We start from the raw sequence: 26705 nt of genomic DNA, 5'->3' as shown, positions 1-26705 counted from the left end.
GACCCCGAGGACGCCATGCCCTTCCTGCACCGGACCACCGCCCCCATCAACGGCCGGCGGTCGCTGTGGTCGGACCCGTTCGGTCGGCTCGCGGTCCGCTGCGTGCAGCTCGTCGTGGTGGTCGTGGTGGCGTCGATGATCGTCCTGGCGACCGTGAAGCTCAGCCTCGTGACGATCCCCGTCCTGCTCGCGCTCATCGTGGCGTCGGCGCTGTACCCGCTCGTGTCGTGGCTCCGGCGACACGGGGTGCCGTCGGTGCTCGCGACGATCGCGTGCTTCCTCGCGGTGCTCGCGGTGATGGCCGGCGTCACGTGGCTGCTCGTCGCGGCCGTGGCGAACCAGTGGTCGCGCCTGCAGTCCTCGGCGGTGGACGGCCTCCAGCAGGTGCAGGACGTGCTCCACGACCTGCCGGTGCGGATCACCGACTCGCAGATCAACGACGCCGTCGACGGTGTGGTGTCCTTCGTCACGAGCCCCCAGTTCGGCTCCGGGGCGATCGCCGGCATCTCGGCCGTGACGAACTTCGTCACCGGCGCCGTGCTGATGGCCGTGATCCTCTTCTTCTTCCTCAAGGACGGCCCGGCGCTGTGGGAGTTCCTGCTCCGCCCCTTCACCGGCCGCCAGTACGACCGGGCGCGCCGGGTCGGCGACCGGGTCGTGCAGACGCTCGGGGGCTACGTGCGCGGGACGGCGGCCGTGGCGGCGTTCGACGCCCTCGCGATCGGGACCGGTCTGGCGATCCTCGGGGTGCCCCTGACGATCCCGCTCGCCGTCGTCGCGTTCGTGACCTCGTTCATCCCGATGATCGGCGCGCCCATCGCCGGCACGCTCGCGGCCCTCGTGACGCTCGTGTCGGTCGGACCGGTGCAGGCGGTCATCGTCGTCGCGATCGTGGTCCTCGTCAACCAGATCGAGGGCAACTTCCTCCAACCGGTGCTGATGGGCAGGACGCTGAGCCTGCACGGGCTCGTCATCCTCGTCGGCCTCACCGCCGGCACGATCCTCGGCGGTGTCACCGGCGCGATCATCTCGGTGCCGCTCCTCGCGGCGACGTGGGGTGTGGTGCAGGTGTGGAACGGGCCGGCGCAGCCGGCCGAGCCGTGGCGGCAGAAGCGCCGCGAGGACGTCCCCGTCGGCTGACGCCCCGACTGTCGGGTGGTCGCCGCGTCGGGTGGTCGCCGTTCCGACGGCGGCAGCCGTCCGCCGATCCCGCGACACGGCCGGGAGGCACGGTGCGCGTCCGACGTGCACCGTGCCTCCCGGCCGTGGCTGGCGTGGTCAGGACCGGGCGGGCCGCCGGAGGGGCGGTGCCACGAGGAGCACCAGCGCGATCCCGAGGAGTGCCAGGCCGGCCCAGCCGGCCGGAGCGAGGCGCTCGCCGACGACCAGGACCGCGAGGACCGTCGCGACCGCGGGTTCCAGGAGGGTGATCGTCGTCGCGGTGCTCGGTCGGACGGCGGCGAGACCGACGCCGAAGAGCAGGTAGCCGAGGAACATCGGGACGAGGGCCGTGTAGAGCGCCACCGCGGCGTCGGACGGTGCGGTGACGAACGGCGCGCCGGTCAGGAGGAGCGCGGGCAGCAGGAGCACCCCGCCGGTGCCGAACACCGCTCCCATGGACGCGGCTCGTCCTGCGCCGACACCCATCAGGCGGTGCGCCGCCCACGAGTAGACGGCGTACGTCGCCCCGGCGACGAGGCCGAGCAGCACGCCGAGCACCGTGGCGCCCGGGTCGGTGTCGGCTGGACCGGGTGCGTCGGTGGCGCCGTGTACTGCGCCCGCGCCGGAGAGACACAGCACGGCGCTGCCCGCGACGCCGATCGCCGCGGCGACCACCCACCGACGTCCGAGCGGACGGTGGTCGACGACGCGCTCGAGGACGCCCGATGCGAGCGGCGCCGACGCCAGCGACACCACCGTCCCGACGGCGACGCCCGCCACGTGCATCGAGCTGTAGAACGCGAGCGGGTACACCGCGACCGCGAGGCCACCGAGGACCACCAGCCCTCGGTGCCGTCGCAGCACCGGCCACGCGGCGCGCAGGGGTCGGACGGCGATCGCGGCTTGCAGAAGTCCGCCGATGCCGAGGGCTGCGGCGCCGATCGCGAGCGGACCCGCGGTGGGTGCGGCGGCAGCGGCGGCGCCGGTGGTGCCCCAGAGCACGGCGGTGACGATGATCGCGAGGACGCCCAGCCGGACCGAGGCAGGGCCGCGGCCCACGCCGTCGCGGTCGTCAGGTACTGCGGGCACCGGTCACCTCCGGGCCGTCGGGGCGGTGATGGTGGGCCCTGACGGACTCGAACCGCCGACATCTTCGGTGTAAACGAAGCGCTCTACCAACTGAGCTAAGAGCCCCTGCCGCTCCATCCTAGGGGTCGAGCCGCTGCGGACCCGGTGCGCGGCGGGTCATGAACACGTCGACGTCGTCCTCCTCGTCGCTGACGAACCCGTGCCGCTCGTACAGGCTGCGCGCGGCACTCCCCTGCAGCACGTTGAGCCGCGTCGCTCCGGTGTGCGGCTCGTCGAGCACGGTCCGCAACACTGCGGAGCCGATGCCCCGGCCCTGCACCTCGGGCGCGAGGTAGAAGTGCTCGATCCACCGGGTGTCGCCGTCGGGACGGGTCGTGACGGAGCCGACGTCCGTGCCGTCGACGACCACCACGCGGGCCCACTCCGGCCGCCACGCGTCCCGCATCCTGGAGCGCACCCGCTCCTCGTGGAACACCCCGAGCCGGGTCAGGTCATCGCGCAGCACCACCGCCCGGAGTTCGACCAACCAGTCGATGTCAGCGGCGACGGCTGGTCGGAGCGCGGTGTGCACCCGACTCAGCGTAGGGAAGGGGTTGTCGGCGGTCGCTCCGGATGGCATCGTCGGGCGCATGACGTTGCCCGCCGACGCGCACGTGCACAGCGAGTTCTCCTGGGACGCGGGATCGGACCCGGCATCTCCGGGCTCGATGCGGCGCACCTGCGAACGAGCGGTCCGGATCGGCCTCCCGGCGCTCGTGTTCACCGAGCACCTCGACCTCGAGGACCACTGGCGAGCCGAACCGGACGACCTCGGCACGCACGCCCGTGCCCTGGTCGACGAGCACGGCGCGGTCCGGCTGCCGCCGCTCGACGTCGACGGGTACCTGGACGCGATCGAGCGCTGCCGGCACGACTTCCCGGAGCTCACGATCCTGACCGGCGTCGAGTTCGGGCAACCGCACCTGTGGGACACCGCCGCGGCCGACGTGCTGAGCCGGGTCGACCGGGTGAACGGGTCGCTCCACATGCTGCCGCTGGAGGGTGCGGACCGTACCGAACCGGCCACGCTCTACCACCACCGGTCACCGTCGGACGTCATGTGGGCCTACCTCGAGGAACTGCCGCGGATGATCGCCGGCTCGGACTCCTTCGCGGTCCTGACCCACATCGACTACGCCGCCCGGGCGTGGCCTTCCGCCACCGCGGGACCGTTCGACCCCAGGGTGTTCGAGGAAGGTTTCCGCGCCGGGATGCGCGCACTCGCCGCGTCCCACCGAGCATTGGAGATGAACACCCGGCGGCTCTGGTCGTGGGTGCCGCAGTGGTGGGCCGAGGAGGGCGGGCGCGCCGTGACGTTCGGGAGCGACGCGCACAGTGCGGACGTCCTCACGTCGGGCTTCCCGGAGGCAGTGGCGATGGTGGAGCACTTCGGGTTCCGCCCCGGCCGGCGGCCCGAGGACTTCTGGACGCGCTGAGACCTCAGCGTTCGCGGCCGGGCATGGTGACGGCCCCCTGCCACACCCACACCCGGTACCGCGAGCCGTCGCGCCGTGCGACCTCCACCTGCACCGCGCGATCGGTGTACGCGACGACGACCGCTCGCTCCTGCACGCGGACCTCCACGAACCGCAACCACACGTCGACCACTTCACCGTCGGTCACCGGGGTCGCCGGCTCCGGGCCGATCTCCTCGCGCGTCAGGGTCACCGGGTACGGGCGCGTCAGGAACTCGTTGACCGCAGCGCGGGAGACATCGGTTCCGTACCGTCGGTTCTGACCCATGCCGACCATCGTGCCACGGATTCGAACACACGTTCGAACGGCAAGATGGAGGAATGGACCCCGCTGACGCGTTCCTCCACCACCTCACCCCGGCCCAGCCGTGGACCGACGTGGTCGCGATGCTCGAGCAACTCGGATGGACCCCCTGCGGAGCCGGCGACTGGGCGGTCGCGCTGCGCTCCCCGTCCGGGGCCCTCGCCGCGCGCATCAGCCCGTTCGACCCCGCCGGGCCGTACTCCGCGCTGCTGTACCGCCGCGCGGCCCACACCCGACAGGTGCCCGCGCTCGTCGAGCACCGCGTCCTCGAGGGCGGCGCCGACCTCACCGTGATGGAGTACCTCGAGCCCGTCTCCGAGGACGTCGGCGCCGAGTACCACCGTGCCCTCGCGGCGAGGGACCCGTCGGTTGCGGAACTCGCCGACCACATCGACCACGTGCACGCCCTGGGCCGGGCCGAGCAGCCGTGGTGGGGGCCCCTCGACGACAACCCCGCGAACGTCATGCACGGGTCGGACGGCCGACTCGTCGTCGCCGACCTCTTCTACGCGGACGGTCCCGCGCTGTACGCGACCGTGCGTGCCGACCCGGACCGGATCGTCCGCGACTACCCGGAGCACCTCCGGCGGTACATGACCGAGCTCCCGCTCACGAGCTCGGGCGGATGGCCCGCGGGCGATGCCGAGCGCATGCGAGCGGCGCTCGCCGCCGCGGACGCACGAAAGCGGATGGCGCTCGCCGCGGCCGACGGGCGGATGCGGGGTCGCTGACGCGACCGCTCCCGGACGGGAGGCGCGGGTCGGGCCCCCACCGCGCCTCCCGTCCGTTCTCGTGACCACGTGACTGAGTGAGCGTCGACTTCTCATCCCTCCGGATGATGCGCCGTGGCGCGCGCCGCGCGATGCTGGGTCCGCGGAGGGGAATCCGGTCGTCCGCGGCCGCGGTCGTGGGGGCCGCGGTCGCGGCTCGGGCCCGCTACTTCGTGAGCACCGCCGCGACCTCGGGGATCCGGTCGACGTAGCCGCGCACGAGGTCCCGCGCGACACTGACGCTGTCGACGAGCGGGTGCAGCGCGAACGCCTTGAGTGCTTCGTCCTTCGACCCCGTGAGCGCCGCCTGGATCGTGTGCCGCTCGACCGCCTTCACCTGGGACATGAGCCCGATCTGGTGGAGGTCGGGCTGGTCGGTCGTCATCGGGTGGACCCCGATCGCGTCGACCATCGTCGGGACCTCGACCACGGCGTCCCGCGGGAGACCGGCGATCGTGCCGTTGTTGCGCACGTTGAGGATCATCGTCTGGCGCTCGTTCCGGCTGATCGCGGCCATGACGCCGAGCGCGACCCCCGCGTACCCCTGGTGCGACGGGTCGGTCTCGCGCTCCTTCGGGTCGACCGGGTCGTCCTGCGTGCCGCCCTTCGCCTCGGCCATGTACGACGCGCTGCGGCGGGCGACGGTCTCCCGCCAGAGGTCGGCGACACCGTCGCCCGCGGCGGTGGCGCGCTCGTAGAAGGCGGACTGGCTCTCGGCGAGGAAATCACCGCGGGTCTTGCCGGACGAGACGATCGACCGGACCGCGTCACGGTTGAAGTAGTAGTAGTACAGGTACTCGTTCGGGATCGCGCCGAGCGAGCGGATCCAGTCGAGGCCGAAGACGTGGCCCTCCTCCATGGCGCCGAGCCGGCCGTCGTCGGCCATCAGCTCCGGGAGGACGTCGCGGCCGTCGTACATGACGCGCCGCATCCAGCCGAGGTGGTTCAGCCCCACGTAGTCCATCTGCACGCGCGTGTGGTCGAGCCCGAGCATGCCGGCGACCCGTCGACCGAGGCCGGAGGGGGTGTCGCAGATCCCGAGGACGCGGTCGCCGAGCACGGTCTGCATCGCTTCGGTGATGATCCCGGCAGGGTTGGTGAAGTTCATCACGTAGGCGTCCGGGGCGAGGTCACGGATGACCTTCGCCGCGTCGACCATGACCGGCACGGTGCGGATCGCGTACGCGAGACCGCCGGGGCCGGTGGTCTCCTGCCCGAGGACGTCCAGGTCGAGTGCGACGTGCTCGTCACAGCGGCGCCCCTCGAGCCCACCGACCCGCAGCGCGGCGAACACGAAGTCGCTGCCCTCGACGGCGCGGTGCAGGTCGGTCGTCGGTTCGAGCACGGGCGCGTCCGGGAACTCGGCGGCGAGCTCCGTGAGGATCGCGACCATGGCGTGCAGCCGGACCTCGTCGACGTCGTACAGCGCGACCCGCTCGACGCGGGGGCTGCCGGTGTCACGGAGCAGGGCCTGGTACACGTACGGCGTGCGGAACCCGCCGCCTCCGAGGATGCAGAGCTTCATGTGGTGATGACCTCTCCGCCGGCGTTCCGGCTGTGGGCGAGTGTGTCGTCGGGGGCGCCGGTCGTGGTGATCAGCGTGTCGACGTCGGTGAGGGAGCAGAGCCGGAGCGCTCCGGTCCCGGGGAACTTCGCTTCGGACGCGAGCAGCACGACGCGCTCGGCGGCGGCGATCATCGACTGCTTGATGGGCGCCTCGACCGCCATGTTGTCGACGACGTGCCCGTTCGCTCGAACACCGGTGCACGACAGGAACAGGACGTCCGCGCTCACCTGCTCGAGCGCGGCCTCGGCCAGCGACCCGACGAGCGTGCGGTAGTTGCGGCGCACGACCCCGCCGAGCAGGACCAGCCGGACGGCGTCGTCGTCGCGCAGGACGTCGAAGACCGCCAGGTTCGTCGTGATGACCGTGATGTCGCGACCACGGAGGAGCTCGGCCACGAGGGGCGTCGTGGTACCGATGTCGAGGATGACGACCTGGCCGTCCTGCACCATGGCCGCTGCGGCGACCGCCATGCGGTGCTTCAGGTCGTAGTCCCCGGCGGCCTCGAACGGGGCTTCGACCACCTCGTCGTCCTCGCCGCCGGACGCACCGCCGTGCGGTCCGCGCGACGGTTCGCGGGTCGTCTCGCCCGGCGCGACGACCGCGCCACCCCAGGTCCGCACGAGCTCCCCGTTGCGGTCCAGCATCTCGAGGTCACGGCGGATCGTCGCGGCGCTGACCCGCAGCGCGAGCGCGAGCTCCTGCACCGAAGCGGCGCCGTCGGCACGGAGGGCCTCGATGATGCGGTTCTGCCGCTCACGCAGGATCATGCGACCCACCGTAACCCACGATGCGCAGAATCGCGCAACAATGAACATGTCGCACCCCAGACTCGAACAGACTTAACAAATCTGGCGCAATCGAGTAACGTCGCCGCAACATCGATCGCACAGGCTCGAACACACGCGGTCGACCCCCTGATCCGCGACGACGAGGAGCAGCCGTGACCCAGCCGAACCCGACGCCGGCCCCCGGAGCCCTGCTCTTCGCGGGGGACGTCTACTGCGACCTGGTCTTCGCCGGCGTGACGGCCCCCGAGCAGGGCGCCGAGGTCTTCGCGGACGCGTTCACGGTGACGCCCGGCGGTGTCGCGAACCGTGCGGTCGCTGCAGCGCGGGCCGGTGCACCGACGAAGCTCCTCAGCCGACTCGGTGACGACGTCCTCGGGCGGCACGTCCACCAGGTGCTGACCGAGGAGCCACTGCTCGACACGTCCATGCTCGACCTCGTCCCCGGCGTCCAGAGCGCGGTGTCGGTCGCCCTCACCGGCCCCGAGGACCGCAGCTTCATCACCTACGAGGAGCACCTCGGTCCCCTGCACGTGCCGGACGACCTCGGCCCGGTCGCGGCGACGCACGTCGGCATCGCCCGGCCGCTCCCCGACTGGGTGTCCGCGCTCCGCCGGGGCGGGACGACCGTCGTCGGCGGCGTCGGGTGGGACCACACCGGCGAGTGGTCCGGCGACGTGCTCGACCGGCTCGCCGAGGTCGACGTGTTCGTCCCGAACGACGTCGAGGCCATGCGGTACACCCGCACCGACACCGCGCTCGAGGCCGCGAAGGTCCTCGCCGAGCGCGTCCCGCTCGCCGTCGTGACCCGCGGAGCCGACGGCGTGGTCGCGGTGGACTCAGCACACGGTGTCGTCACCGCGAGCACGCTCCCGGTCGACGTCGTCGACCCCACGGGCGCCGGCGACGTCTTCGTCGCGGCCTTCATGGCCGGCGGACACCACGGCTGGGACCTCGCCACGCGCCTCCGGTTCGGCGCGGCATCGGCCGCGTTCGCCGTCACCGGGCTCGGCGGCGCGGCGAGCGCCCCGCACCCCGACCAGCTCCGCACGTTCGTCCGCCGTGCGGCCCCGGACGACGACTGGTCGTTCCTGGACGCCGTCGCCCTCACGGACGCCTGACCTCCCGCTCCCTCCCACCCGAAGAACGGACCACCATGAAGCACTCCAGCAAGGCGACGCTCCTTCTCGGCGTCGCGGCGGCCGTGGCCATCGGCCTGACCGGCTGCACCCCGGGCGGATCGGCAGCGCCGGCCGCGTCACAGAGCCTCGGACCGGTGTCGAAGGACGTCGGGTCGGGCAAGACCACGCTGACCGTGTGGGACCAGAACACCGACACGGGCATCAACGACGCGCAGCAGGAACTCAACGACGAGTTCGAGAAGGCGCACCCGAACATCACCATCAAGCGGGTGTCCCGCTCCTTCGCCGACCTCAAGACCACCCTGAAGCTCGCTCTGTCGGGCAACAACCCGCCGGACGTCGTCCAGGCGAACCAGGGGTACCCGGACATGGGTGCCTTCGTGAAGGCGGGGTTCCTCCGCCCGGTCGACGACTACGCGAAGCTGTACGGCTGGGACTCGTACTACCCGTCGAGCCTCCTCAAGCTGAACTCGTTCTCGTCGGACGGGAAGACGTGGCAGGGTGACGACCTCTACGGCGTCTCGCAGACCGGCGAGCTCGTGGGCCTCTACTACAACAAGGCGGTCCTGCAGAAGGCCGGCATCGACTCCCCGCCGAAGACCGTCGCCGAGCTCACCGAGGACATGCAGAAGGTCAAGGCTGCTGGAACGCTGCCGCTGAGCTACGGCGACGTCGAGAAGAGCCCCGGCATCCACCTCTACGGTCTGGTGCTGTCCGCGCTCGCCGGTCACGACGCGGTGAACGACCTCGTCGCGGGCAAGTCCGGCAGCTGGACGGGCGACGACGAGGTGCAGGCCGCGAAGACCATCTCGGACTGGGTCGACAAGGGGTACGTGACGGAGGGCGCGAACGGCGTCTCGCGTGACGACGCCGTCGCCGCGTTCGGCAAGGGCCAGTCGGCGTTCCTCATCACCGGCACCTGGTACCAGGCCACCCTCGAGGCGGCGTCGTCCGCGAAGGACATCGGCTTCACCGCCCTCACCCCGGACGGCGCCAGCGGCCCGGTGACGATGGGCGGTGAGGGCCTTGCGTGGGCGATCACGTCGAAGACGAAGAACGCGAACGCCGCCGCGGCGTACATCGACTTCGTGACGAACAAGGACGCCGCGAAGGTGCTCGTCGACAAGGGGAACCTGCCGACCGTCGTGCCGGACGGCGACGACCCGGCCTCGGGCACGATCGCCGGCGACATCACGAGCAACTACGAATCGATCTCGTCGTCGAATAGCATCACGCCGTACCTCGACTACGCCACCCCGACCTTCTACGACACCATCACGGCGGCGATGCAGGACCTCGTCGCGGGCAAGGCCACCCCGGAGCAGTTCACGAAGACGCTCCAGGACGACTACGCCGGATTCGTGAAGCAGTAGGCAGGAGCACCGTGACCCAGTTCACCGGAACCACGGCGGGCGCTGCCGACCGCAGCGCCCGCCGTGGCCGGACCCGTCAGGCCACCGGCGGCGTCCGCAAGCGGCGACGGAGCCTCGTCGCCTACCTCTACGTCCTCCCGGCCTTCGTCGTGTTCGCGGTCTTCCTCGGCGTGCCGTTCCTGCAGAGCGTGCAGTACTCGTTCTACGACTGGGACGGCCTGTCGGTCGCGACGTGGGCGGGGTTCGCGAACTACGCGAGCGTCTTCACGGACGCGCAGCTCCGCGCCTCGTTCGGGCACGCGCTCGTCCTCATGGTCTTCTACGCCGCCGTTCCCGTCGCACTGGCACTGTTCCTCACCGCGCTCATCTCGCGGGCCAACGCGCTCCGGGGCATGTCGTTCTTCCGGACGGTGCTGTTCCTCCCCCAGGTGATCGCATCCGTCGTCGTCGCGACGATCTGGGTGTCGATCTACTCGGCCGACGGACTCCTCAACGACGCGCTCCGACTCGTCGGCCTCGGGCAGTTCGCCCAGGTGTGGCTCGGCGGGTACGACACCGCGTTGCCCGCGATCGGGTTCGTCGGAACGTGGCTCAACGTCGGACTCTGCCTCGTGCTGTTCCTGTCCGGCGTCGGCAACATCCACCCGAGCCTGTTCGAGGCCGCGCGCATCGACGGCGCCGGTGCCGCCCGGGAGTTCCTCTCCATCACCCTCCCGTCGCTCCGCGGGCAGATCGCCGCCGCGCTCACGCTGACCGTGGTGTCGGCGCTGAAGACCTTCGACCTCGTCTACGTCACGACGAGCGGCGGCCCCGGGAACTCGACGTCGGTCCCCGCGTTCGAGGCGTACAACCGGGCGTTCCAGACCGGGCAAGTGGGATCGGCGGCCGCCGTCGCCGTGTCCCTCACGGTCGTCATCATGATCGTCACGGCGCTCATCAGCCGCCTCCAGCCGAAGGACGTCGCATGAGGCTCTCCCTCCGCGAGAAGACCGTCGACTACGTCATCCTGTCGCTCTTCGCGCTGTTCGCGATCATCCCGCTCGTCGGCGTGCTGCTGTCCTCGGTCACGCCGTCGGCGCAGAACTCCGGCGGCTTCACGGTCCCGACCACGATCGACCTCGGCAACTTCGGCGCTGCCTGGAACCAGGGCCACTTCGCGTCGTACATGCTCTCGAGCGTCCTGGTGACCGTGTCGGTGGTCGTGCTCACCGCGGTCCTCGCCGTGTTCGCCGGGTTCGCCTTCGCGCGGCTCGACTTCTTCGGCTCGAACGTCATCTTCTTCGTGATGCTCGCCGGCCTGATGCTCCCCGCCGAAGCGTTCATCATCCCGCTGTACTTCAACCTGCGATCCGTCGGCCTGACCGACACCTACACGAGCCTGATCCTCCCGCAGACCGCGCAGTCCCTGGCGTTCGGCATCTTCTGGATGCGGAACCAGTTCCGCAGCTTCCCCGGCGAGGTCATCGAGGCCGCCCGACTCGACGGCGCCCGCGACGTGCGACTCCTCTGGCAGGTCATCGTGCCGTCGTCGGTCGCGCCGATCATGACGATGGCGCTCCTCATCACCATGTGGACCTGGAACGAGTTCCTGCTCCCCCTCGTCCTCATCACCAGCGAGGACCACCGGACCGCCCCGCTCGGCCTCGCGTTCTTCAAGGGCGCACACCTCACCGACTTCTCACTGCTCTCCGCCGCGGGGGTGATCGTCGCGCTGCCGATCGTCCTGCTCTACTTCTTCCTGCAGAAGCGCTTCATCTCCGGGATGCTCGGCGGCATCGCCGACCGCTGAGCGGGTGGTCGGCGGTCGCCGCGGGCTGCGCGTCGGGACGGGCCGACCACCGGACGGGAGGCGCGGTGCGGGCCCGCACCGTGCCTCCCGTCCGGCCGGTGGTCACGCCGGACGCGAGACCCCGTCAGAGGGCGCGCGCGTAGTCGACCGTCGGGTAGGCGACGAACCCGAGCGACTCGTAGAGCGCGCGAGCCGGCGCGTGGAACGGGTCGCCGCCCGTGCCGATGTGGACGACACGGACGCCGCGCCCCCGGAGCTGGTCGACGACGTCGACGCACAGTGCACGAGCGATGCCACGGCGGCGGGCGTCGGGGCGGACCGCGACGAGTTCGAGCCGTCCGGAGGTCCCGCCGGTGACGTTCCAGCCGACGTAGCCGAGCGGGCGATCGTCCTCCTCGGCGAGGGTGACGAACCGGTCCTCGGCCGGCGCGAGGAGCGACGGGACCTCGGCGCGGTAGTCGTCCTCCCAGCGACCGTGGTCGTGGGCGGTGACCTCGGGCCGGGCAGCGGGCAGGGACGTGGTGAAGAGCGGGCGGAAGACCTCGATGGTGAGGTCCGTCAGCGCCGGCAGGTCGGCCGGCGTGCAGTCGCGGATGCGCATGGGTGTCCTTCGGTTCGTGAGCGCGCTGACGAGCTCCCCTCCGGGTGGACGGGAGCGGTGGACGGCTCGGGGCCGTCGGTCAGCGGCGGGTGCGCCAGCTCGCGAAGCACTCCATGCCGACACGGTACGCCCGAGGGGCGCCTGCCCGACACCACCTGGTGGGGCACGGGAACGGCGGGTACCGTCTGCACCGTGCAGGGCATCGGGATGGTCGACGAAGCGGGACGCCTCCGTCTGATCGGGGCGGGCACCGCGGGTGCGGCGTTCGGTGTCGTCCTGGTGGTGCTCGTGTTGTCGTCGTGGACACCCGCGACCCCGACGGTGCTGGTCGTCGTCGGAGTCCCTGCCGGTGCCGCAGGGGCCGCGATCGGTGTGCTCACGACGATGCGCTCATGGCGACTCGACGGCGGCTACGAACACTCGGTCGAGGCGCAACGCTGGGTGGCGGAACGGGAGGTGCCCGCCGACGTCCCGGCCGAGGTCTGGATCCCGATTCTGCAGGCGCAGGCCGACCGCGAGGGCGCCGGGTGGGGCAAGGTCCTGCTCGGCGTGCTCTGGATCGCGATGTCGTGGTCGATGCGCGACCAGCACGGCCCGCTCATCACGACGATGCTCATCGCCCTCTGGGTCGGGCTCGCGCTGTGGGGCGGCGTGGTCGTCGTCCCCCGGGCGCGCGCGGCTCGGGCGCTGCTGCGCGAGCGGGTCGCCGCGCTCTCCTGACACGACCGGACGGTCCGCCCTGCGCGCTGCCCGGAACCACCCGCAGACGCGTGACTACGCTCGGCAGCATGCAGAGTCGCACCCTGGGCCGTACCGGCCGCGAAGTCTCCCCCGTCGGCCTCGGCACCTGGCAGTTCGGTGGTGACTGGGGTCCCGTCAGGGAGCAGGACGCGAACGCCGTGATGGACGCCTCCGTCGAGGCCGGCGTGACCCTCTTCGACACCGCTGACGTCTACGGCGACGGCAGGAGCGAGCAGCTCATCGGCGCCTGGCGGGCGTCGAACCCCGACGTGCCGCTGACGATCGCCACGAAGATGGGTCGTCGGGCCGAGCAGGAGCCGTCGAACTACGTCGCCGCGAACTTCCGCGAGTGGGTCGACCGCTCGCGGACCAACCTCCGCCAGGACACCCTCGACCTCGTGCAGCTGCACTGCCCGCCCACGCCGGTGTTCGAGGACGACGCCGTGTACGACGCCCTCGACGCGCTCGTCGCCGACGGCTCGATCGCTGCCTACGGCGTCTCGGTCGAGACGACCGACCAGGCGCTCACCGCGATCGCCCGGCCGGGCGTCGCGAGCGTCCAGATCATCCTCAACGCGTTCCGGCTCAAGCCGCTGGACCGGGTCCTCCCGGCCGCACGGGAGGCAGGGGTCGGCATCCTCGCGCGCGTCCCGCTGGCATCGGGGCTGCTCTCCGGCAAGTACACGCCGGACACCGAGTTCCCCGAGCAGGACCACCGCAACTACAACCGACACGGTGAGGCGTTCGACCAGGGCGAGACCTTCAGCGGCGTCGACTTCGAGGACGGCGTCCGCGCCGCCCAGGCCTTCGCCGCGTCCCTGCCCGAGGGCGTCTCGGTCCCGCAGGCCGCCATCGCGTGGGTGACCGCCCAGGACGGCGTCACCGCGGCGATCCCCGGTGCCCGCAACCCGGAGCAGGCACGCTCGAACGCCGAGGCCGGATCCCTCCCCGAGGTCGACGGCCTCGATCGCACCGTGCACGACCTCTACGACGAGTGGTTCCGCGCCACCGTCCACGACCGGTGGTGACCCGAGCCGGGCGTGCCGGACGCGCCCTCGTCGCCGCCACCGCCGCAGCCCTCCTGCTCGCCGGGTGCTCGTCCGGTGCGGTGATCGGCACGTCCGCGGGGACGACCACGGACGCTCCGCCGTGGCCGGCGCCGACCGACCTCACGACGCGAGCCGACGCCGCCGGGCTGTCGAACGTGTGGGGTGAGAAGCTCGCCGAACACGTGCACACGCACCTGACGATCCTCGACGGCGACGAGCCGGTCACCGTGCCGGGGAACATCGGACACTCCGACCGGGCGAAGTTCGCGGCGCAGATCCACACGCACGACACGTCGGGGATCATCCACGTCGAGTCCCCGACGAAGGACACCTTCACGCTGGGTCAGTTCTTCGACGAGTGGGGCGTATCGATCGGCCCCGCCCACGTCGGCGGCCTGCACGGCGACCTGACCGTGTGGGTCGACGGGCGGCGGTTCTTCGGCAACCCGCGCTCGATCGAGCTGACCAACCTGCGGCAGGTCGTCCTCGAGGTCACCACGATCGGTGAGGCCCCTCGTCGCCCGGCCCCGTTCGACTGGCCGCCGCAGTACCACTGACCGCGACCGCCGCCCGCGCCAGCGCCGAGCGCGGTGCCGGCAGACCGCGGGCGCTCAGGCCTCCTTCGGGGCGGTCCACGACAGGTCGAGGTCCCACTCCGCCACAGCCCCGGCGCCGAGCTGCCACACGTACTCGTTCTTGAGCTTCCGCCCGTCGTCGCGGAACGGCCCCGTCCGGTAGGGGTAGAACGCCACCGTCGGCAGGGTGCCCGGGGGTGCGGTCCGGATCGCGTTCGAGAAGTCCTTGTTCAACCGCCGCAGCTCCGAGACGACCGCGGGGCGAGCGCCGTCGGCGTCGAACCCCGAGGCGCCGGAGGCGAGCTGGAACGCGATGTGGAGCTGCCGGTCCCCACGGTCGTCCTCGTAGCTGATGAGCCGGTGGTTCTCCACGGCCTCGAGGAGCCCCGGATCGCCGTACACGACGTCCCGCACCACGTCGGGCGCGACCACCGCACCGTTGTAGTCGACGGAGAGGTCGGAGCGTCCGTAGTGGAACAGCAGCGGCAGATCGAGCTCGGCGGAGTCCGCGAGCTCGTCGAACCCGTGTGCACGGAGCGTCTGCTGCAGCGGACGCATCCGGACGACGTGCCCACGGTCGTGGATGTTGTACCGGATCCGCGGGCTGATGTTCTCCGACCGGGTGATCGTGACCACGAGCTCGCCGCGGTCGTTCGTCTCGATGAGGTAGCCGAACGGGTTGAACTGGAAGATCATCGGGAGGACGCCGTACTCCCCCTGCTTCGTCAACGCGGCCGACAGCTCGGGCGACGCCGCGATCGCCCGCCGCAGTTCGACCGAGAAGGGCGTCTCGATGCCGAGGTTGATCTCGAGGTCGCTCGCCCCGTACGACCCGAGCACCGCCTGCGCGTACTGCTCGATGTGGGCGCGCATGTTCTCGCTGATGCCCTCCCCGCCGAACGCCGCGACGATCGTGTACCGGCTCCAGTCGAGCCGGTCGTCCTCGAAGAGTGCCTTGAGGAAGGGCGGGTAGCTGCAGATGATGTAGGTGAAGTCCGGGCCGAACTCCCGCATCGTCTGCACGATCTTGTCGCGGTCGGGACCGATCGACTTGATCATCGACGACTCGGTGAGCGACGCCGTCACGTTCATGCCGGTCGCCCACGCCCCGAGCGAGAAGGCGTTCAGCACGAACGGCTGCTTGGGCAGGTCCTTCGCCGTGCGGGAGAACCCGAGCTGCAGCAGCTGCCGGGTCGCCTGCCGCTCGTCCGGGCCCCGGACCCAGCTCGTCGGCGTACCGCTCGACCCGCTCGACTCGTCGACGACGACACCGCGCCGTGGCAGCCGACCGTCGAGACACCGCTCCGGGATGCTCCACCGCTTGACGTAGGAGTCCTTGTCCATCTCGGGCAGGCCCGCCAGCGCGGCCGCGATGCCGCCGCGGGTGTCCAGCCGGGAGGCACGCCCCTGCTCCGCCAGGAACGCTCGGTAGGCGGGCACCCGCTTCGCGGCGCGCTCCGCCGTCCGCCACGCACGCCACCGTCCGAGGGTCCACCGCAGCGGCTCGATGCCCGGGGCGAGCAGGAGCTTGTGGGTCTGCACGCGCGGCATGAACAGCGCGACGAACGTCTCGACAACCCACACGACGGAGAACACGGCCGCGCGCTTCACGAGTCCGCCCCGATCGTCATCGCCGACGCCGGGCGGCGGTGGGCCAGCGGTGGCGGGTCGCTGTGCCCGAAGCGGAAGAGCATCCACGCCATGTCGCCGCCCGACTCGTCGACGCCCGCTCGCTCCACGAACGCGGCGTGCGAACGCGGGTTCGTGATCACCGTGCCGAAGGGGTGGAGCGCGATGCCGCGCGCCGTGAAGTCGAGCCAGATGCGCATGAACACCCGGCCAGCCTCGACGTACTCGGCGGGCGAGGCGAACGGCCCCTCCAGCCAGCCGAGCTGGCGGACCCCGCGCATCGTCGACAGGTACACGCGCTTGAACAGCCCGCCGACACCGGGCGCCTCCCACAGCCCGCGGTGCTCCATCGCGAACCGCAGCACCGGCCCGGGCATGAGCATCGTCTCGGCGGACAGGCCGTCGCCGGTCTCGGCCGCCTGCCGCTTCGAGAAGCGCAACCAGTGCAGGATCTCCTCGTGGACGGCGTCGTTCCGGAGGTCGTCGAACAGGGTCTCCTGGTTCACCCGCACGATCTCGTCGACCGTCGCACGGTCGGCGGTCGTCCGGAACCGGTGCCCCGAGGCCGCCGCGATGTCGACCGCGGCGGACACGGCGGAGGCGTCCACGAGCGTCGCGTCGTACGGCCTGCGCGACGTGCGTCGCGCGGTGAAGCGCGCCAGGGCCTCCCGGTCGTCCGCGGTGACGGTGTGCGGACGCAACGTCACCCGCCCGAGCCGGTGCAGGTGGTCCGACGCGTCCCGGTCGAGCCGGGTGAAGTCCATCTCGGCGTGGTCGAGCTCCTCCGTCACCGCGAACCCGTGCGCGCGGGCGACGACGTCGAGCCCGGCGAGGAAGACTCCGGCGCACACGTGCCCGAACGGGATCCCGAACGACTCGGCCGGCAGCCCTCGTCGCAGGTCGTAGAACACGGTCGCCGTCCGGTCGTCCTCGACGCGGAGCACGATCGGCTGCGAGTTGTGCGGTGACGGGTAGTGCCGGGCGTCCTCGACGATGCCGGTCCACGGTGATGCCATCGTTCCCCCTCGGTGGTCGTGGCGCCGATGCTACCCACACGCCTCCGACGCTCATGCCCGCGGCGACATGCACGGTGCCGAACGCGGGTCGTGGGCAGGCACGCGGAGGCGAGACCCGCGGGTAACCTGACGGCATGACCGTGATCCGGACGGGCACCGACCTGGCCGACGTCGAGGACGTCATCCGCGGCATCGCGGCCCACGGCGAGCGCTACCTCTCCCGGGTGTTCACCGTGCAGGAGCGCGTCGACACCGGCGACGACCCCGAACGCCTCGCTGCCCGCTTCGCCGGTAAGGAGGCGGTCGTCAAGCTCCTCCGTCCGTCCCGCACCGACCCGGTGCCCCTCGCGGACGTCGCCGTCGTCCTCGACCAGCACGGCGCGCCCACCGTGCAGCTCGCCGGTGCCGCCGCGGCCCTCGCCGAGGCGGTCGGCTGCGGGCCGATCGCGATCTCGTTGTCGCACGAACGCGGCCTCGCCGTCGCGACCGCCGTCGCCCTGAGCGAGCGGTGACGGAGCGTGACGCGGCGACGGAGCGGGGCGCGACCACGGCCGTCACCCCGCGCTGAGCGCCCTCGCCGCGGGTCGTGTCGCCGACCCGGACGTGTGCCGCCGAGGGCGCCCACCCCGTTCTCCGCGCTCCTGTACATCCACTCAGGGCGCGCACGAGGTCGTGCGGTTTCGCGCACCCAGGCGGCGGCTTTCCGGGGCGCGATCCTCATTACGGTTGCCGCATGGACCAGGACCAGCAGACCCGCGCGACCGCCGTCGCGCTCGCCGAACCCAGCACCGAGCAGGCCGTCCGTCGTGCCCTCGCCGCCCACGGACGCCTCACCGTCGACGCGTGGGACGTGGCATCGATCGCGGACCTCTACGCACTCGGTCTGACCTCGCACGCCACCGTCAACGTGATGCTGGCGGTCGAGAACGAACTCGACGTGGAGTTCCCGGACGCCGTGCTCAACCGGTCGACGTTCGCCACGGTCGAGTCGATCGTGCACGCTGCCGGGCTCGCCTCGTGACGGTGATCGACGCGGCTCCGCCGACCGCGCCGGTGCCGGTGGTCCCGGCAGCGGGCCGGAGCGGCTCCGGCCGTCGCGCTCACCGCGCCGCGAAGCCGGACGTCGAGCTCGTCGCTGCGGCAGCCGCCAGCGCTCCGGCCGCCACCGTCTCCGCCACTCCGGGCCGCGGCGACGCTCCGGCCGTCTCCGCCGCTCCGGCCGCTGCAGCCGCTCCGGCCGCTGCCGCCACGGAGCCGAGCGTCACCGGTACCGACCCGTGCGGGCGCTTCGCGACCCGCACCGGACTCGTCGCCGACGTCGCCCGGCTCTTCGCCGACGAGGTGGACCGGGACGCCCGGCCCCCGCGCGAGGCGATCGCCGCCATGAAGGAGCACGGGCTCCTCGCCGCGGCCGTCCCGGCGGCGCTCGGTGGCGAAGGAGCCACCGTCGCCGAGCTGTCGGTCATCGCGACCGAGCTCGGACGGGCCTGCGCGGCGACCGCGATGGTGTTCGCGATGCACCAGGGCCAGGCGATGGCGCTGTGGCGGCACGGCGGCGACGGTGCCGGCGTGACCGACCTCGTGGCGCGGGTGCGCGAGGGTGCGCTGCTCGCGTCCTCGACCACCGAGCGCGGCATCGGCGGTGACGCCCGTCGGAGCACCTGCGCGCTCGAGCCCGACGCCGACGGTCGCATCCGGCTCCGCAAGGACGCTCCGGTGATCTCCTACGCCACCGAGGCGGACGCGATCCTCGTCACCGCCCGCCGGGACGTCGACGCCGCGGCCTCCGACCAGCGCGTCGTGGTCGCGCTGCCCGAGCACACGACGCTCACGCAGACCTCGACGTGGGACACCCTCGGGCTCCGCGGCACCTGCAGCAACGGCTGGGTGCTCGACACGGAGACCACGGCCGACCACGTGCTCCGCGACGACTACGCCACCGTCAGTGCCCGCACCGTGCTCCCGGTGTCGCACGTGCTCTGGGCATCGGTCTGGCTCGGCATCGCCGCCGACGCAGCCGACCGGGCCCGCGCGGCCGTCCGGAAGCAGGCCCGCGCCGCCGTCGGGTCGACACCGCCCGGCGCGCTCCGGCTCGCCGAACTGCTCGTCGAGCTGCAGTCGCTCGCCGACTCCGTCCGGCACGCCGCGGAACGCTACGACGTGATCGCCGAGGACACCGACGTCCTCGACTCCACGGCGTACGCCCTGTCCGCGAACGCCCTCAAGATCGGGGCGTCCGAACGCGTCACCGACCTCGTCACCCGGTCCCTGCGCATCGTGGGGATCGCCGGGTACGCCGCGAGCGGTCCCGCCAGCATCGCCCGACACCTCCGAGACGCCCACGGGGCCGCCGTCATGGTGAGCAACGACCGTCTCCTCCACAACGACGCCGGCCTGGCGCTCATGACGGGAGCACTCCTGTGACCATCCACCTCGACCACGACACCGCCGTGGACGCCGCATCCACGTCCGCCGCTGCAGACGGCGCCGCCGCTGACGGCGCCGCCGCCCCGGACGCCCTCGGCGCGGCCCGCGCGGACCTCCGCGGCCGCCTGCTCGCCGACGGCGTGCTCCTCGACCTCGGCTCGCCCGGCCTCTACGGCCGGACCGGGGTGTTCGAGCGCGTGTACTCCGCCGTCGACGCCGCCGCCGTCCGCAGCCAGGCCGACCTCGACGCCGAGGTCCTGCGGTTCCCGCCGGTCGAGCCGCTGGCGTCCTTCGAGCAGACGGACTACATCGCCTCGTTCCCGGACCTCGCCGCGTCGATCTCCGGCTTCACCGGGGACGACCGCACGCACCGGGCGCTCCTCGCCGCCCGCGAGCGCGGGGAGCGCTGGGAGGGCTTCCTCGAACCCGCCGACCTCATGCTCACCCCGGCCGTGTGCCACCCCGTGTACGGCCTCGTCGGCGACGTCGTGCCCGAGGGGGGCCGGTCCTTCGACATCCTCGGCGACTCGTTCCGCCGCGAGCCCTCGCTCGACCCGATGCGACTCCAGGCGTTCCACATGCACGAGTTCGTGCACGTCGGCACGCCGGACTCGGCGAAGGCCCACCGCGACGGCCGGATCCCGGTCATGCGCGACCTGCTCGAGTCCTTCGGGCTCGAGATCGACGTCGTGCCGGCCAACGACCCGTTCTTCGGCCGGGTCGGGCAGATGCTCGCCCGCAACCAGGTCGAGCAGGCACTGAAGTTCGAGTTCGTGACCCCGGTCTACGGCCCGGACCACGACGCGACCGCCATCAGCTCCGCGAACCTGCACGAGGACCACTTCGGCACCGCGTTCGGCATCCGGAGCGCGGACGGCGCCGTCGCCCACAGTGCCTGCATCGCGTTCGGCCTGGAGCGCATCACCATCGCGCTCTTCGCCGCGCACGGCACCGACCCCGACGAGTGGCCGGCTGCCGTCCGCTCGGCGCTGGCGCTGTGAGCACCCTGCACGGTTGGTCCGGCTCCCCAGCCGTCCGCGTGGCTGTGCAGCTGCCGCCCGCCGCGCGGGCCGGGGTGGTGGTCGTCCCACCGCTCGGTCAGGAGGGCGTGATCGCGTACCGCACCCTCCGTCTGCTGGCGGACCGCCTGGAGGCTCGTGGCGTGGCCTCGGTGCGCTACGACCCGTCCGGACGTGGAGACGCCGCCCCCGACACCGACCCGCACGCGCAGGTCCGGTCCGCTGGGCACGCGGCCGCGCTGCTGCGCAGCACGGGCGTCGATCGGATCGCCTTCGTCGGTCTGGCCTCGGCTGCGCTGGTCGCCGCCGCGGCAGCCGGTGACGACGACGCGCTCGTCGTCTGGGACCCACCGGCGTCCGGTCGTGCGTGGCTCCGCGGGCAGCGGGCGCTCGCGACGATGACGATCGGACCGGACCGCGTCGTCGACGGCTACGAGACGCTCGTCGGCATCGACGTGGACGCGGCCGAGGCCGACGTCCTCGGCGCGCTCGCGTACGCCCCGCGGTCCGCGCCGACGGTGGCGTTCGTCCGCGAGGGTGCTCCGGCGCCCCGCGCGATCGGCCCGGTCGAGCGCGTCGAGGTCACCGGCAGCGCCGAGCTCCTCGACCGGACGAGCATGCACGCCCGGATCCCCGCCGCCGCGGTGGACGCCGTGGTCTCCTGGCTCGACGGCTGGGCCCCGACGGAGCCGGTGCCCGTCCGGGAGCCCGCCCTACACGAGGTGCTCGACGTCGACGGGCGCGTGTCCGAGCGCATGGTCCGGATCGGCCCCGAAGCCCTGTTCGGGATCGAGACGGTCTCGTCCGCGCAGCACCACGACGCCCCCACCGTCCTGCTGCACAACGGCTCGGCGGAGCACCGCGTCGGCGCCACCGACTACCAGGTCGCACTCGCCCGGGACCTCGCGCGGGACGGCGCCCGGGTGCTCCGGATCGACCGACGCGGCACCGGCGAGAGCTCGGTCGTACGGCCGGACGAGCGGGACTTCATGTTCGCGCAGGAGTGGATCGACGACCAGGCCGCGGTGGTCGACGCGCTCGACGTCCCCCCGGAGCGGCTCGCCCTCGTCGGGATGTGTGCCGGCGCCTGGCTCGCCGGACGTGCGGTCGAGGAGGCCCCACGGCTCGTCGTGGAGATCAGCCCGAACGACTACCGGCGCACGCCGGCTGCGCCGGGCAGCTACGCGGACCACGTGCGAGCGGTCGACGAGCCGTCCGCACGGCGGCTCCGTGTCCGGGAGCTCTACAACCGCTGGGTGCCCGAGCGGCTCCGTGCCCGGATCGCCCGGCGCGACCGGATCGGCGGCGTCGTCGGACACGTCCGGCCGCTCGTGCAGCACGGCACCGACGTCGTGCTCGTGGTGGCACCGGAGGACGCCGAGCTGTTCGACCGGCTCGGTGGACGTCGTGCGGTGAAGCGGTGGTCGGGCCAGGTGGACGTCGTGCGGGTACCGGAGGGCGACCACGCGCTGTTCTCCCCCGCGATGCGCGCAGCGGTCCGTGCGGAGGTCCGCGCCCGCGTGGCCGCGACGTTCCCCGCCCGCGTCTGACACCCCCTCCCTCCCTCACGAAACGCGCGCGTTCCGACGACCCGCCCGTCGCTCGACACGTGGAACGTCGAAACGCGCGCGTTTCGTGAACCCGGAGGTCCGGACCCTGGGGTGCGCGTCAGGGGGCCAGGAGCGCGGCGACCGCGGCGGGGTGCTCGACGTGGGCGAAGTGGCCGCAGTCGTCGAGGAGCTCCGTGCGGGCGTCGGGCACCAGCCGGCGCAACTCGTCGAGGTCCGCGGGCCGCGCGAAGACGTCGCCGCGCCCGAGCACGGCCGTGACCGGGCAGGCGATGCTCCCCCAGCGCTCGGTGTCGTACGCCGCAGCCGACCGGGCAGCGCCCGTGAACCCCCGCGGCCGGAGCTCGCGCACGAACGCTTCGAGCACGCTGCGGTCGAGTCGGCCCACGTGCGTGAACACCGGGGCAGCGAGCAGTCGGAGCAAGCCGACCGCGGCGAGTCCACGGAGCAGCGGCACCGCGGCACGCCCGGTCACCAGGAGCCCGGCGCGGAGCAGCGTGTACGCGGGGAGTGTCCGGAGCGCGCGCCACGGGTGCCGAGCGGCACGGACCGTGGCCGCGGTCGTCGGCGACACGAGGACGAGCGAGCGCACCCGCGCCGGCAGCACCACGGCGACGTGCAGCCCGATGAAGGCGCCCATCGAGTGCCCGACGACCCGGACGCGGTCGGTGCCGAGGGCGTCGAGGACCTCGGAGACGACGACGGCCGCGTCGTCGATGGTCACCGGCTCCGACGGGGCGGGCGAGGAGCCCCAGCCGGGCAGGTCGAGCAGGACGACGCCGTGGCCACGCAGACCGTCCGCGGCGTCGAGCAGCGGCGTCCACGTGGTCCACGACCCCGCGACGCCGTGCAGCAGCAGCACGGGGTCCGGTCCGGGTCGGTGGTGAACGACCACGGGACCGGCCGACGTGGAGACGGTCGTGCGGACGAGTGACCAGCGGGCGGGTTCGTCACGCAGGGGGAACGGCGCGTAGGCGCCGTCGCGGGAGGCGACCACGTCGTCGACCGTGTGTCCGTCGATGAGCCGCACCGAGCCTCCGATCCGTCCGGACGCGTCAGCGTCCTCCGGAGGGGTTCGGAACGCTAGCCGACGGGGACGGGTGCTGCGCAGGCGGCGAGGCGGTCGAGCGCGGCGCGGTACTCGGCGACGTCGCGCTGCAGGCCCGGCTCGGTGATGATCGAGGCCTTGATGCGACCCTGCACGTCGATGACGAAGGTCGCCCGGGTGGCGAACCCCTTCTTGTCGAGGAACACGCCGTACTCCTTCGACACCGCGCCGTGCGGCCAGAAGTCAGCGAGGAGCTCGAAGTCGTACCCGTTCGCCTCCGCGAACGAGCGGAGCGTCGCCTTGGAGTCGACCGAGATGCCGATGAGCTCGACACGCTGGTCCTGGAACATCGCGATGTTGTCCTGCAGGACGCAGAGCTCGTTGGTGCACCCGGATGAGAACGCCAGCGGGAAGAAGACGAGGGCGACGGGGCGGATGCCGCGGAAGTCGCTGAGGCGGACGTGCTCGCCGAACTGGTTCGGGAGCTCGAAGTCCGGCGCGAGTGAGCCGATCTCCAGTGCCATCGGTGCGTGTGCTTCTTCCCCGGGCGTGGTGTGTGCCCGTCCTCGTGTGCAGGCGCGGGTCACGCGTGCACGATCGGCAATCGTACGCCGACGTCACCCGAATGCAAGCACCTGTCCACGTGCACGTCACCATCAGCCTGGCGGTCGGTGGTGGGGCCTAGAGTGGTGGGGGTTTCCCTCAGGTCCGACCCGACCGCCGGAACCCGCCATGTCCACCACCACGAGAACGAACGAGGTCAAGGGTGACGGTGAACGACCAGGACCCGTACAGCGCCGGCAGCAACGACCAGGACCCGGAGGAGACCGCCGAGTGGCGTGAGTCCCTCGACGGCCTGGTGCAGACCCACGGCCACCAGCGCGGCCGCGAGATCATGCTCAGCCTGCTCAAGCGGTCCAAGGAGCTGCACCTCGGTGTGCCGATGGTCCCCACGACGGACTACGTCAACACGATCGCTCCGGAGAACGAGCCCGAGTTCCCCGGCGACGAGGAGCTCGAGCGCCGCTACCGCCGGTGGATCCGCTGGAACGCCGCGATCACGGTGCACCGTGCCCAGCGCCCGGGCATCGCCGTCGGCGGCCACATCTCGACCTACGCGTCGAGCGCCGCGATGTACGAGGTCGGCTACAACCACTTCTTCCGCGCACAGGACCACCCGTCCGGCGGTGACCAGGTCTTCTTCCAGGGCCACGCCTCCCCCGGCATGTACGCCCGCGCCTACATGGAGGGCCGCCTCAGCGAGGACCAGCTCGACGGCTTCCGGCAGGAGAAGTCCCACGCCGGCGGCGGCCTCTCGTCGTACCCGCACCCGCGTCTCATGCCGCACTTCTGGCAGTTCCCGACCGTGTCGATGGGCATCGGCCCGATCAACGCGATCTACCAGGCGCAGCAGGCCAAGTACCTCTCGAACCGTGGCATCAAGGACGCCTCCGACCAGCAGGTCTGGGCCTTCCTCGGTGACGGCGAGATGGACGAGGTCGAGTCGCGCGGACAGCTCCAGGTCGCCGCGAACGACGGCCTCGACAACCTGAACTTCGTCATCAACTGCAACCTGCAGCGTCTCGACGGCCCGGTCCGCGGCAACGGCAAGATCATCCAGGAGCTCGAGGCGTTCTTCCGCGGCGCGGGCTGGAACGTCATCAAGGTCATCTGGGGTCGGGAGTGGGACGACCTGCTCGCCCGCGACACCGAGGGCGCGCTCCTCAACCTCATGAACGCGACGCCCGACGGCGACTACCAGACGTACAAGGCCGAGAACGGCGCGTACGTGCGCGAGAACTTCTTCGGCCGCGACCCCCGCGCGCTCGAGCTGGTCAAGGACTACTCCGACGACCAGATCTGGAACCTCAAGCGTGGTGGCCACGACTACCGCAAGGTCTACGCGGCGTTCAAGGCCGCGACCGAGCACAAGGGCCAGCCGACCGTCATCCTCGCGAAGACGGTCAAGGGCTACGGCCTCGGCCCGAGCTTCGAGGGCCGCAACGCGACCCACCAGATGAAGAAGCTCACGCTCGACAACCTCAAGCAGTTCCGCGACGAGATGCGCATCCCGATCTCGGACGCGCAGCTCGAGGAGAACCCGTACACGCCGCCGTACTACCACCCGGGGAACGACGACGAGGCGATCCAGTACATGCACGAGCGCCGCCGCGAGCTCGGTGGCTACGTGCCGGAGCGCCGGTCGAAGTACACGCAGGTGACCCTGCCAGACGACTCGAAGTACCAGGTCGTCAAGAAGGGCTCCGGCAAGCAGGAGGTCGCCACGACGATGGCGTTTGCCCGTCTGCTGAAGGACCTGCTGCGCTCGCCCGACTTCGGCGACCGCGTGGTCCCGATCATCCCGGACGAGGCCCGGACGTTCGGCATGGACGCGTACTTCCCGACCGCGAAGATCTACAACCCGAACGGCCAGCACTACACGTCGGTCGACCGTGAGCTCCTCCTGGCCTACAAGGAGAGCCCGCAGGGCCAGATCATCCACGTCGGCATCAACGAGGCAGGCGCCCTCGCGGCGTTCACCGCGGTCGGCACCTCCTACTCGACGCAGGGCGAGCCGCTCATCCCGGTCTACGTCTTCTACTCGCAGTTCGGGTTCCAGCGCACCGGCGACGCCATCTGGGCCGCCGGCGACCAGATGACCCGTGGGTTCATGATCGGCGCGACCGCCGGCCGCACCACCCTGACGGGCGAGGGACTGCAGCACGCCGACGGCCACTCGCTGCTCCTCGCGGCGACGAACCCCGCGGTCGTGTCCTACGACCCGGCCTACGGGTACGAGATCGGCCACATCGTCAAGGCCGGCCTCGAGCGCATGTACGGCACGAACGAGGACGGCTCGCCGAAGCACGCCGACCCGAACGTCATGTACTACCTCACGGTCTACAACGAGCCGCTCGTCCAGCCGGCCGAGCCCGAGGGCGTCGACGCCGAGGGCATCGTCAAGGGCATGTACCTGCTCAAGCCGAGCGAGCAGGACGGCCCCAAGGCCCAGCTGCTCGCGTCCGGCGTCGCCGTGCCGTGGATCCTCGAGGCGCAGCAGCTCCTCGCGGAGGACTGGGGCGTGTCGGCGGACGTCTGGAGCGTCACGAGCTGGGGTGAGCTGTACCGCGACGGTCTCGACGCGGAGCAGCACGCGTTCCTCAACCCGAACGAGGCCCCGCGGACGCCCTACGTCACCGAGTGCCTGCTCGGCACCGAGGGACCGGTCGTGGCGGTGAGCGACTTCATGCACCAGGTGCAGGAGCAGATCCGTCCGTTCGTCCCGACCGACTACGCCACGCTCGGCGCCGACGGCTTCGGCTTCTCGGACACCCGTCCGGCGGCGCGCCGCTTCTTCCACATCGACGGCCCCTCGGTCGTCGTGCGGACGCTGCAGCAGCTGGCGAAGCAGGGCAAGGTCGACCACGCCCTCGTGCAGCAGGCGATCGACAAGTACCGCCTGCACGACGTCACCGCCGGCACCACCGGCAGCGCGGGCGGCGAGAGCTGAGTTGTCGACCCCCCGCACCGACCCTGC

Annotated in this window: 26 protein-coding genes and 1 tRNA gene; 16 read left to right on the top strand and 11 right to left on the bottom strand. The window is 71.8% G+C overall.

Annotated features, from left to right (window positions below):
• Positions 1-15: 15 nt before the first annotated feature.
• Entirely contained in the window at positions 16-1140 is a 1125-nt protein-coding gene (locus tag ABC270_RS09445) for an AI-2E family transporter (protein WP_412880547.1), read from the top strand.
• Between the two features lie 138 nt (positions 1141-1278).
• Here the strand turns inward: ABC270_RS09445 and ABC270_RS09440 are convergent, their stop codons facing one another.
• The 3 genes from ABC270_RS09440 to ABC270_RS09430 form a co-directional block, all read right to left on the bottom strand.
• On the bottom strand, positions 1279-2250 hold the full coding sequence (locus tag ABC270_RS09440) for a DMT family transporter (RefSeq protein WP_412880546.1): 972 nt from the start codon (positions 2248-2250) through the stop codon (positions 1279-1281).
• A gap of 29 nt (positions 2251-2279) precedes the next feature.
• Positions 2280-2355 (bottom strand) — tRNA-Val (locus ABC270_RS09435).
• Between the two features lie 13 nt (positions 2356-2368).
• Positions 2369-2821, bottom strand: a complete 453-nt coding sequence (locus ABC270_RS09430; protein ID WP_412880545.1) for a GNAT family N-acetyltransferase — start codon at positions 2819-2821, stop codon at positions 2369-2371.
• 58 nt (positions 2822-2879) lie between these two features.
• Between ABC270_RS09430 and ABC270_RS09425 the strand changes: the two genes are divergently transcribed.
• Positions 2880-3725 carry a PHP domain-containing protein gene (locus ABC270_RS09425; RefSeq protein WP_412880544.1) on the top strand — a complete coding sequence of 282 codons (846 nt, stop codon included), beginning with the start codon at positions 2880-2882 and terminating at the stop codon, positions 3723-3725.
• Positions 3726-3729: 4 nt separating this feature from the next.
• On the opposite strand, the gene ABC270_RS09420 is transcribed toward ABC270_RS09425, so the two are convergent.
• A complete protein-coding gene (locus ABC270_RS09420) occupies positions 3730-4032 on the bottom strand; it encodes a hypothetical protein (protein ID WP_412880543.1) in 303 nt (100 codons plus the stop codon).
• A gap of 53 nt (positions 4033-4085) precedes the next feature.
• Here ABC270_RS09420 and ABC270_RS09415 point away from each other — a divergent pair, with 53 nt between their 5' ends.
• Positions 4086-4799 carry a hypothetical protein gene (locus ABC270_RS09415; RefSeq protein WP_412880542.1) on the top strand — a complete coding sequence of 238 codons (714 nt, stop codon included), beginning with the start codon at positions 4086-4088 and terminating at the stop codon, positions 4797-4799.
• Positions 4800-5004: 205 nt separating this feature from the next.
• Here the strand turns inward: ABC270_RS09415 and ABC270_RS09410 are convergent, their stop codons facing one another.
• Positions 5005-6363 (bottom strand): 6-phospho-beta-glucosidase, encoded by a 1359-nt coding sequence (locus ABC270_RS09410; protein WP_412880541.1) that lies wholly within the window; start codon positions 6361-6363, stop codon positions 5005-5007.
• Positions 6360-7172: a DeoR/GlpR family DNA-binding transcription regulator gene (locus tag ABC270_RS09405; protein WP_412880540.1), complete on the bottom strand. Its 813-nt coding sequence runs from the start codon at positions 7170-7172 to the stop codon at positions 6360-6362. The genes ABC270_RS09410 and ABC270_RS09405 overlap by 4 nt, the downstream gene beginning before the upstream one ends.
• A gap of 173 nt (positions 7173-7345) precedes the next feature.
• On the opposite strand from ABC270_RS09405, the gene ABC270_RS09400 reads away from it, so the two are divergent.
• Genes ABC270_RS09400 through ABC270_RS09385 form a run of 4 tightly spaced genes read left to right on the top strand, consistent with a single transcriptional unit; the run spans position 7346 to position 11494 of the window.
• A complete protein-coding gene (locus ABC270_RS09400; RefSeq protein WP_412880539.1) occupies positions 7346-8311 on the top strand; it encodes a carbohydrate kinase family protein in 966 nt (321 codons plus the stop codon).
• 35 nt (positions 8312-8346) lie between these two features.
• Positions 8347-9705: an extracellular solute-binding protein gene (locus tag ABC270_RS09395; protein ID WP_412880538.1), complete on the top strand. Its 1359-nt coding sequence runs from the start codon at positions 8347-8349 to the stop codon at positions 9703-9705.
• A gap of 11 nt (positions 9706-9716) precedes the next feature.
• Positions 9717-10673: a carbohydrate ABC transporter permease gene (locus tag ABC270_RS09390; RefSeq protein ID WP_412880537.1), complete on the top strand. Its 957-nt coding sequence runs from the start codon at positions 9717-9719 to the stop codon at positions 10671-10673.
• Positions 10670-11494, top strand: a complete 825-nt coding sequence (locus ABC270_RS09385; protein ID WP_412880536.1) for a carbohydrate ABC transporter permease — start codon at positions 10670-10672, stop codon at positions 11492-11494. The genes ABC270_RS09390 and ABC270_RS09385 overlap by 4 nt, the downstream gene beginning before the upstream one ends.
• Before the next feature lie 124 nt (positions 11495-11618).
• Here ABC270_RS09385 and ABC270_RS09380 read toward each other — a convergent pair whose 3' ends face one another.
• A complete protein-coding gene (locus ABC270_RS09380; RefSeq protein ID WP_412880535.1) occupies positions 11619-12095 on the bottom strand; it encodes a GNAT family N-acetyltransferase in 477 nt (158 codons plus the stop codon).
• Between the two features lie 192 nt (positions 12096-12287).
• Here ABC270_RS09380 and ABC270_RS09375 point away from each other — a divergent pair, with 192 nt between their 5' ends.
• The 3 genes from ABC270_RS09375 (at position 12288) to ABC270_RS09365 (ending at position 14442) form a co-directional block, all read left to right on the top strand.
• Positions 12288-12815 (top strand): hypothetical protein, encoded by a 528-nt coding sequence (locus ABC270_RS09375; protein ID WP_412880534.1) that lies wholly within the window; start codon positions 12288-12290, stop codon positions 12813-12815.
• 68 nt (positions 12816-12883) lie between these two features.
• A complete protein-coding gene (locus tag ABC270_RS09370; protein WP_412880533.1) occupies positions 12884-13864 on the top strand; it encodes an aldo/keto reductase in 981 nt (326 codons plus the stop codon).
• Positions 13858-14442, top strand: coding sequence for a hypothetical protein (locus tag ABC270_RS09365; protein ID WP_412880532.1), 585 nt, complete (start codon positions 13858-13860; stop codon positions 14440-14442). Before ABC270_RS09370 ends, ABC270_RS09365 begins: the two co-directional genes overlap by 7 nt.
• A 54-nt stretch (positions 14443-14496) precedes the next feature.
• Here ABC270_RS09365 and ABC270_RS09360 read toward each other — a convergent pair whose 3' ends face one another.
• Positions 14497-16071: a phenylacetate--CoA ligase family protein gene (locus ABC270_RS09360; protein WP_412880531.1), complete on the bottom strand. Its 1575-nt coding sequence runs from the start codon at positions 16069-16071 to the stop codon at positions 14497-14499.
• The gene (locus ABC270_RS09355) at positions 16068-17105 is read right to left on the bottom strand and encodes a nitroreductase family protein (protein WP_412880530.1); all 1038 of its coding nucleotides are present in this window, start codon (positions 17103-17105) and stop codon (positions 16068-16070) included. The genes ABC270_RS09360 and ABC270_RS09355 overlap by 4 nt, the downstream gene beginning before the upstream one ends.
• 134 nt (positions 17106-17239) lie before the next feature.
• Between ABC270_RS09355 and ABC270_RS09350 the strand changes: the two genes are divergently transcribed.
• From ABC270_RS09350 to ABC270_RS09330, 5 genes are all read left to right on the top strand, one after another.
• Complete coding sequence (locus ABC270_RS09350; RefSeq protein ID WP_412880529.1) at positions 17240-17617, top strand: holo-ACP synthase; 378 nt, start codon at positions 17240-17242, stop codon at positions 17615-17617.
• A gap of 221 nt (positions 17618-17838) precedes the next feature.
• Complete coding sequence (locus ABC270_RS09345) at positions 17839-18126, top strand: acyl carrier protein (protein ID WP_412880528.1); 288 nt, start codon at positions 17839-17841, stop codon at positions 18124-18126.
• Entirely contained in the window at positions 18123-19529 is a 1407-nt protein-coding gene (locus tag ABC270_RS09340) for an acyl-CoA dehydrogenase family protein (RefSeq protein WP_412880527.1), read from the top strand. Before ABC270_RS09345 ends, ABC270_RS09340 begins: the two co-directional genes overlap by 4 nt.
• On the top strand, positions 19526-20533 hold the full coding sequence (locus tag ABC270_RS09335) for an amino acid--[acyl-carrier-protein] ligase (protein ID WP_412880526.1): 1008 nt from the start codon (positions 19526-19528) through the stop codon (positions 20531-20533). Before ABC270_RS09340 ends, ABC270_RS09335 begins: the two co-directional genes overlap by 4 nt.
• A complete protein-coding gene (locus ABC270_RS09330) occupies positions 20530-22101 on the top strand; it encodes an alpha/beta hydrolase (protein WP_412880525.1) in 1572 nt (523 codons plus the stop codon). The genes ABC270_RS09335 and ABC270_RS09330 overlap by 4 nt, the downstream gene beginning before the upstream one ends.
• 118 nt (positions 22102-22219) lie before the next feature.
• Here the strand turns inward: ABC270_RS09330 and ABC270_RS09325 are convergent, their stop codons facing one another.
• Together ABC270_RS09325 and ABC270_RS09320 are read right to left on the bottom strand one after the other, a co-directional pair.
• Positions 22220-23149, bottom strand: a complete 930-nt coding sequence (locus tag ABC270_RS09325) for an alpha/beta fold hydrolase (RefSeq protein ID WP_412880524.1) — start codon at positions 23147-23149, stop codon at positions 22220-22222.
• A gap of 53 nt (positions 23150-23202) precedes the next feature.
• On the bottom strand, positions 23203-23691 hold the full coding sequence (locus ABC270_RS09320) for a peroxiredoxin (protein ID WP_058724724.1): 489 nt from the start codon (positions 23689-23691) through the stop codon (positions 23203-23205).
• 242 nt (positions 23692-23933) lie between these two features.
• On the opposite strand from ABC270_RS09320, the gene aceE reads away from it, so the two are divergent.
• Positions 23934-26678 (top strand): pyruvate dehydrogenase (acetyl-transferring), homodimeric type, encoded by a 2745-nt coding sequence (aceE, locus tag ABC270_RS09315; RefSeq protein ID WP_412880523.1) that lies wholly within the window; start codon positions 23934-23936, stop codon positions 26676-26678.
• Positions 26679-26705 lie beyond the last annotated feature (27 nt).

This window comes from Curtobacterium phoenicis (assembly GCF_047238015.1).
Classification (GTDB): Bacteria; Actinomycetota; Actinomycetes; order Actinomycetales; family Microbacteriaceae; genus Curtobacterium.
This window is presented reverse-complemented; position numbering and strand designations above follow the sequence as displayed.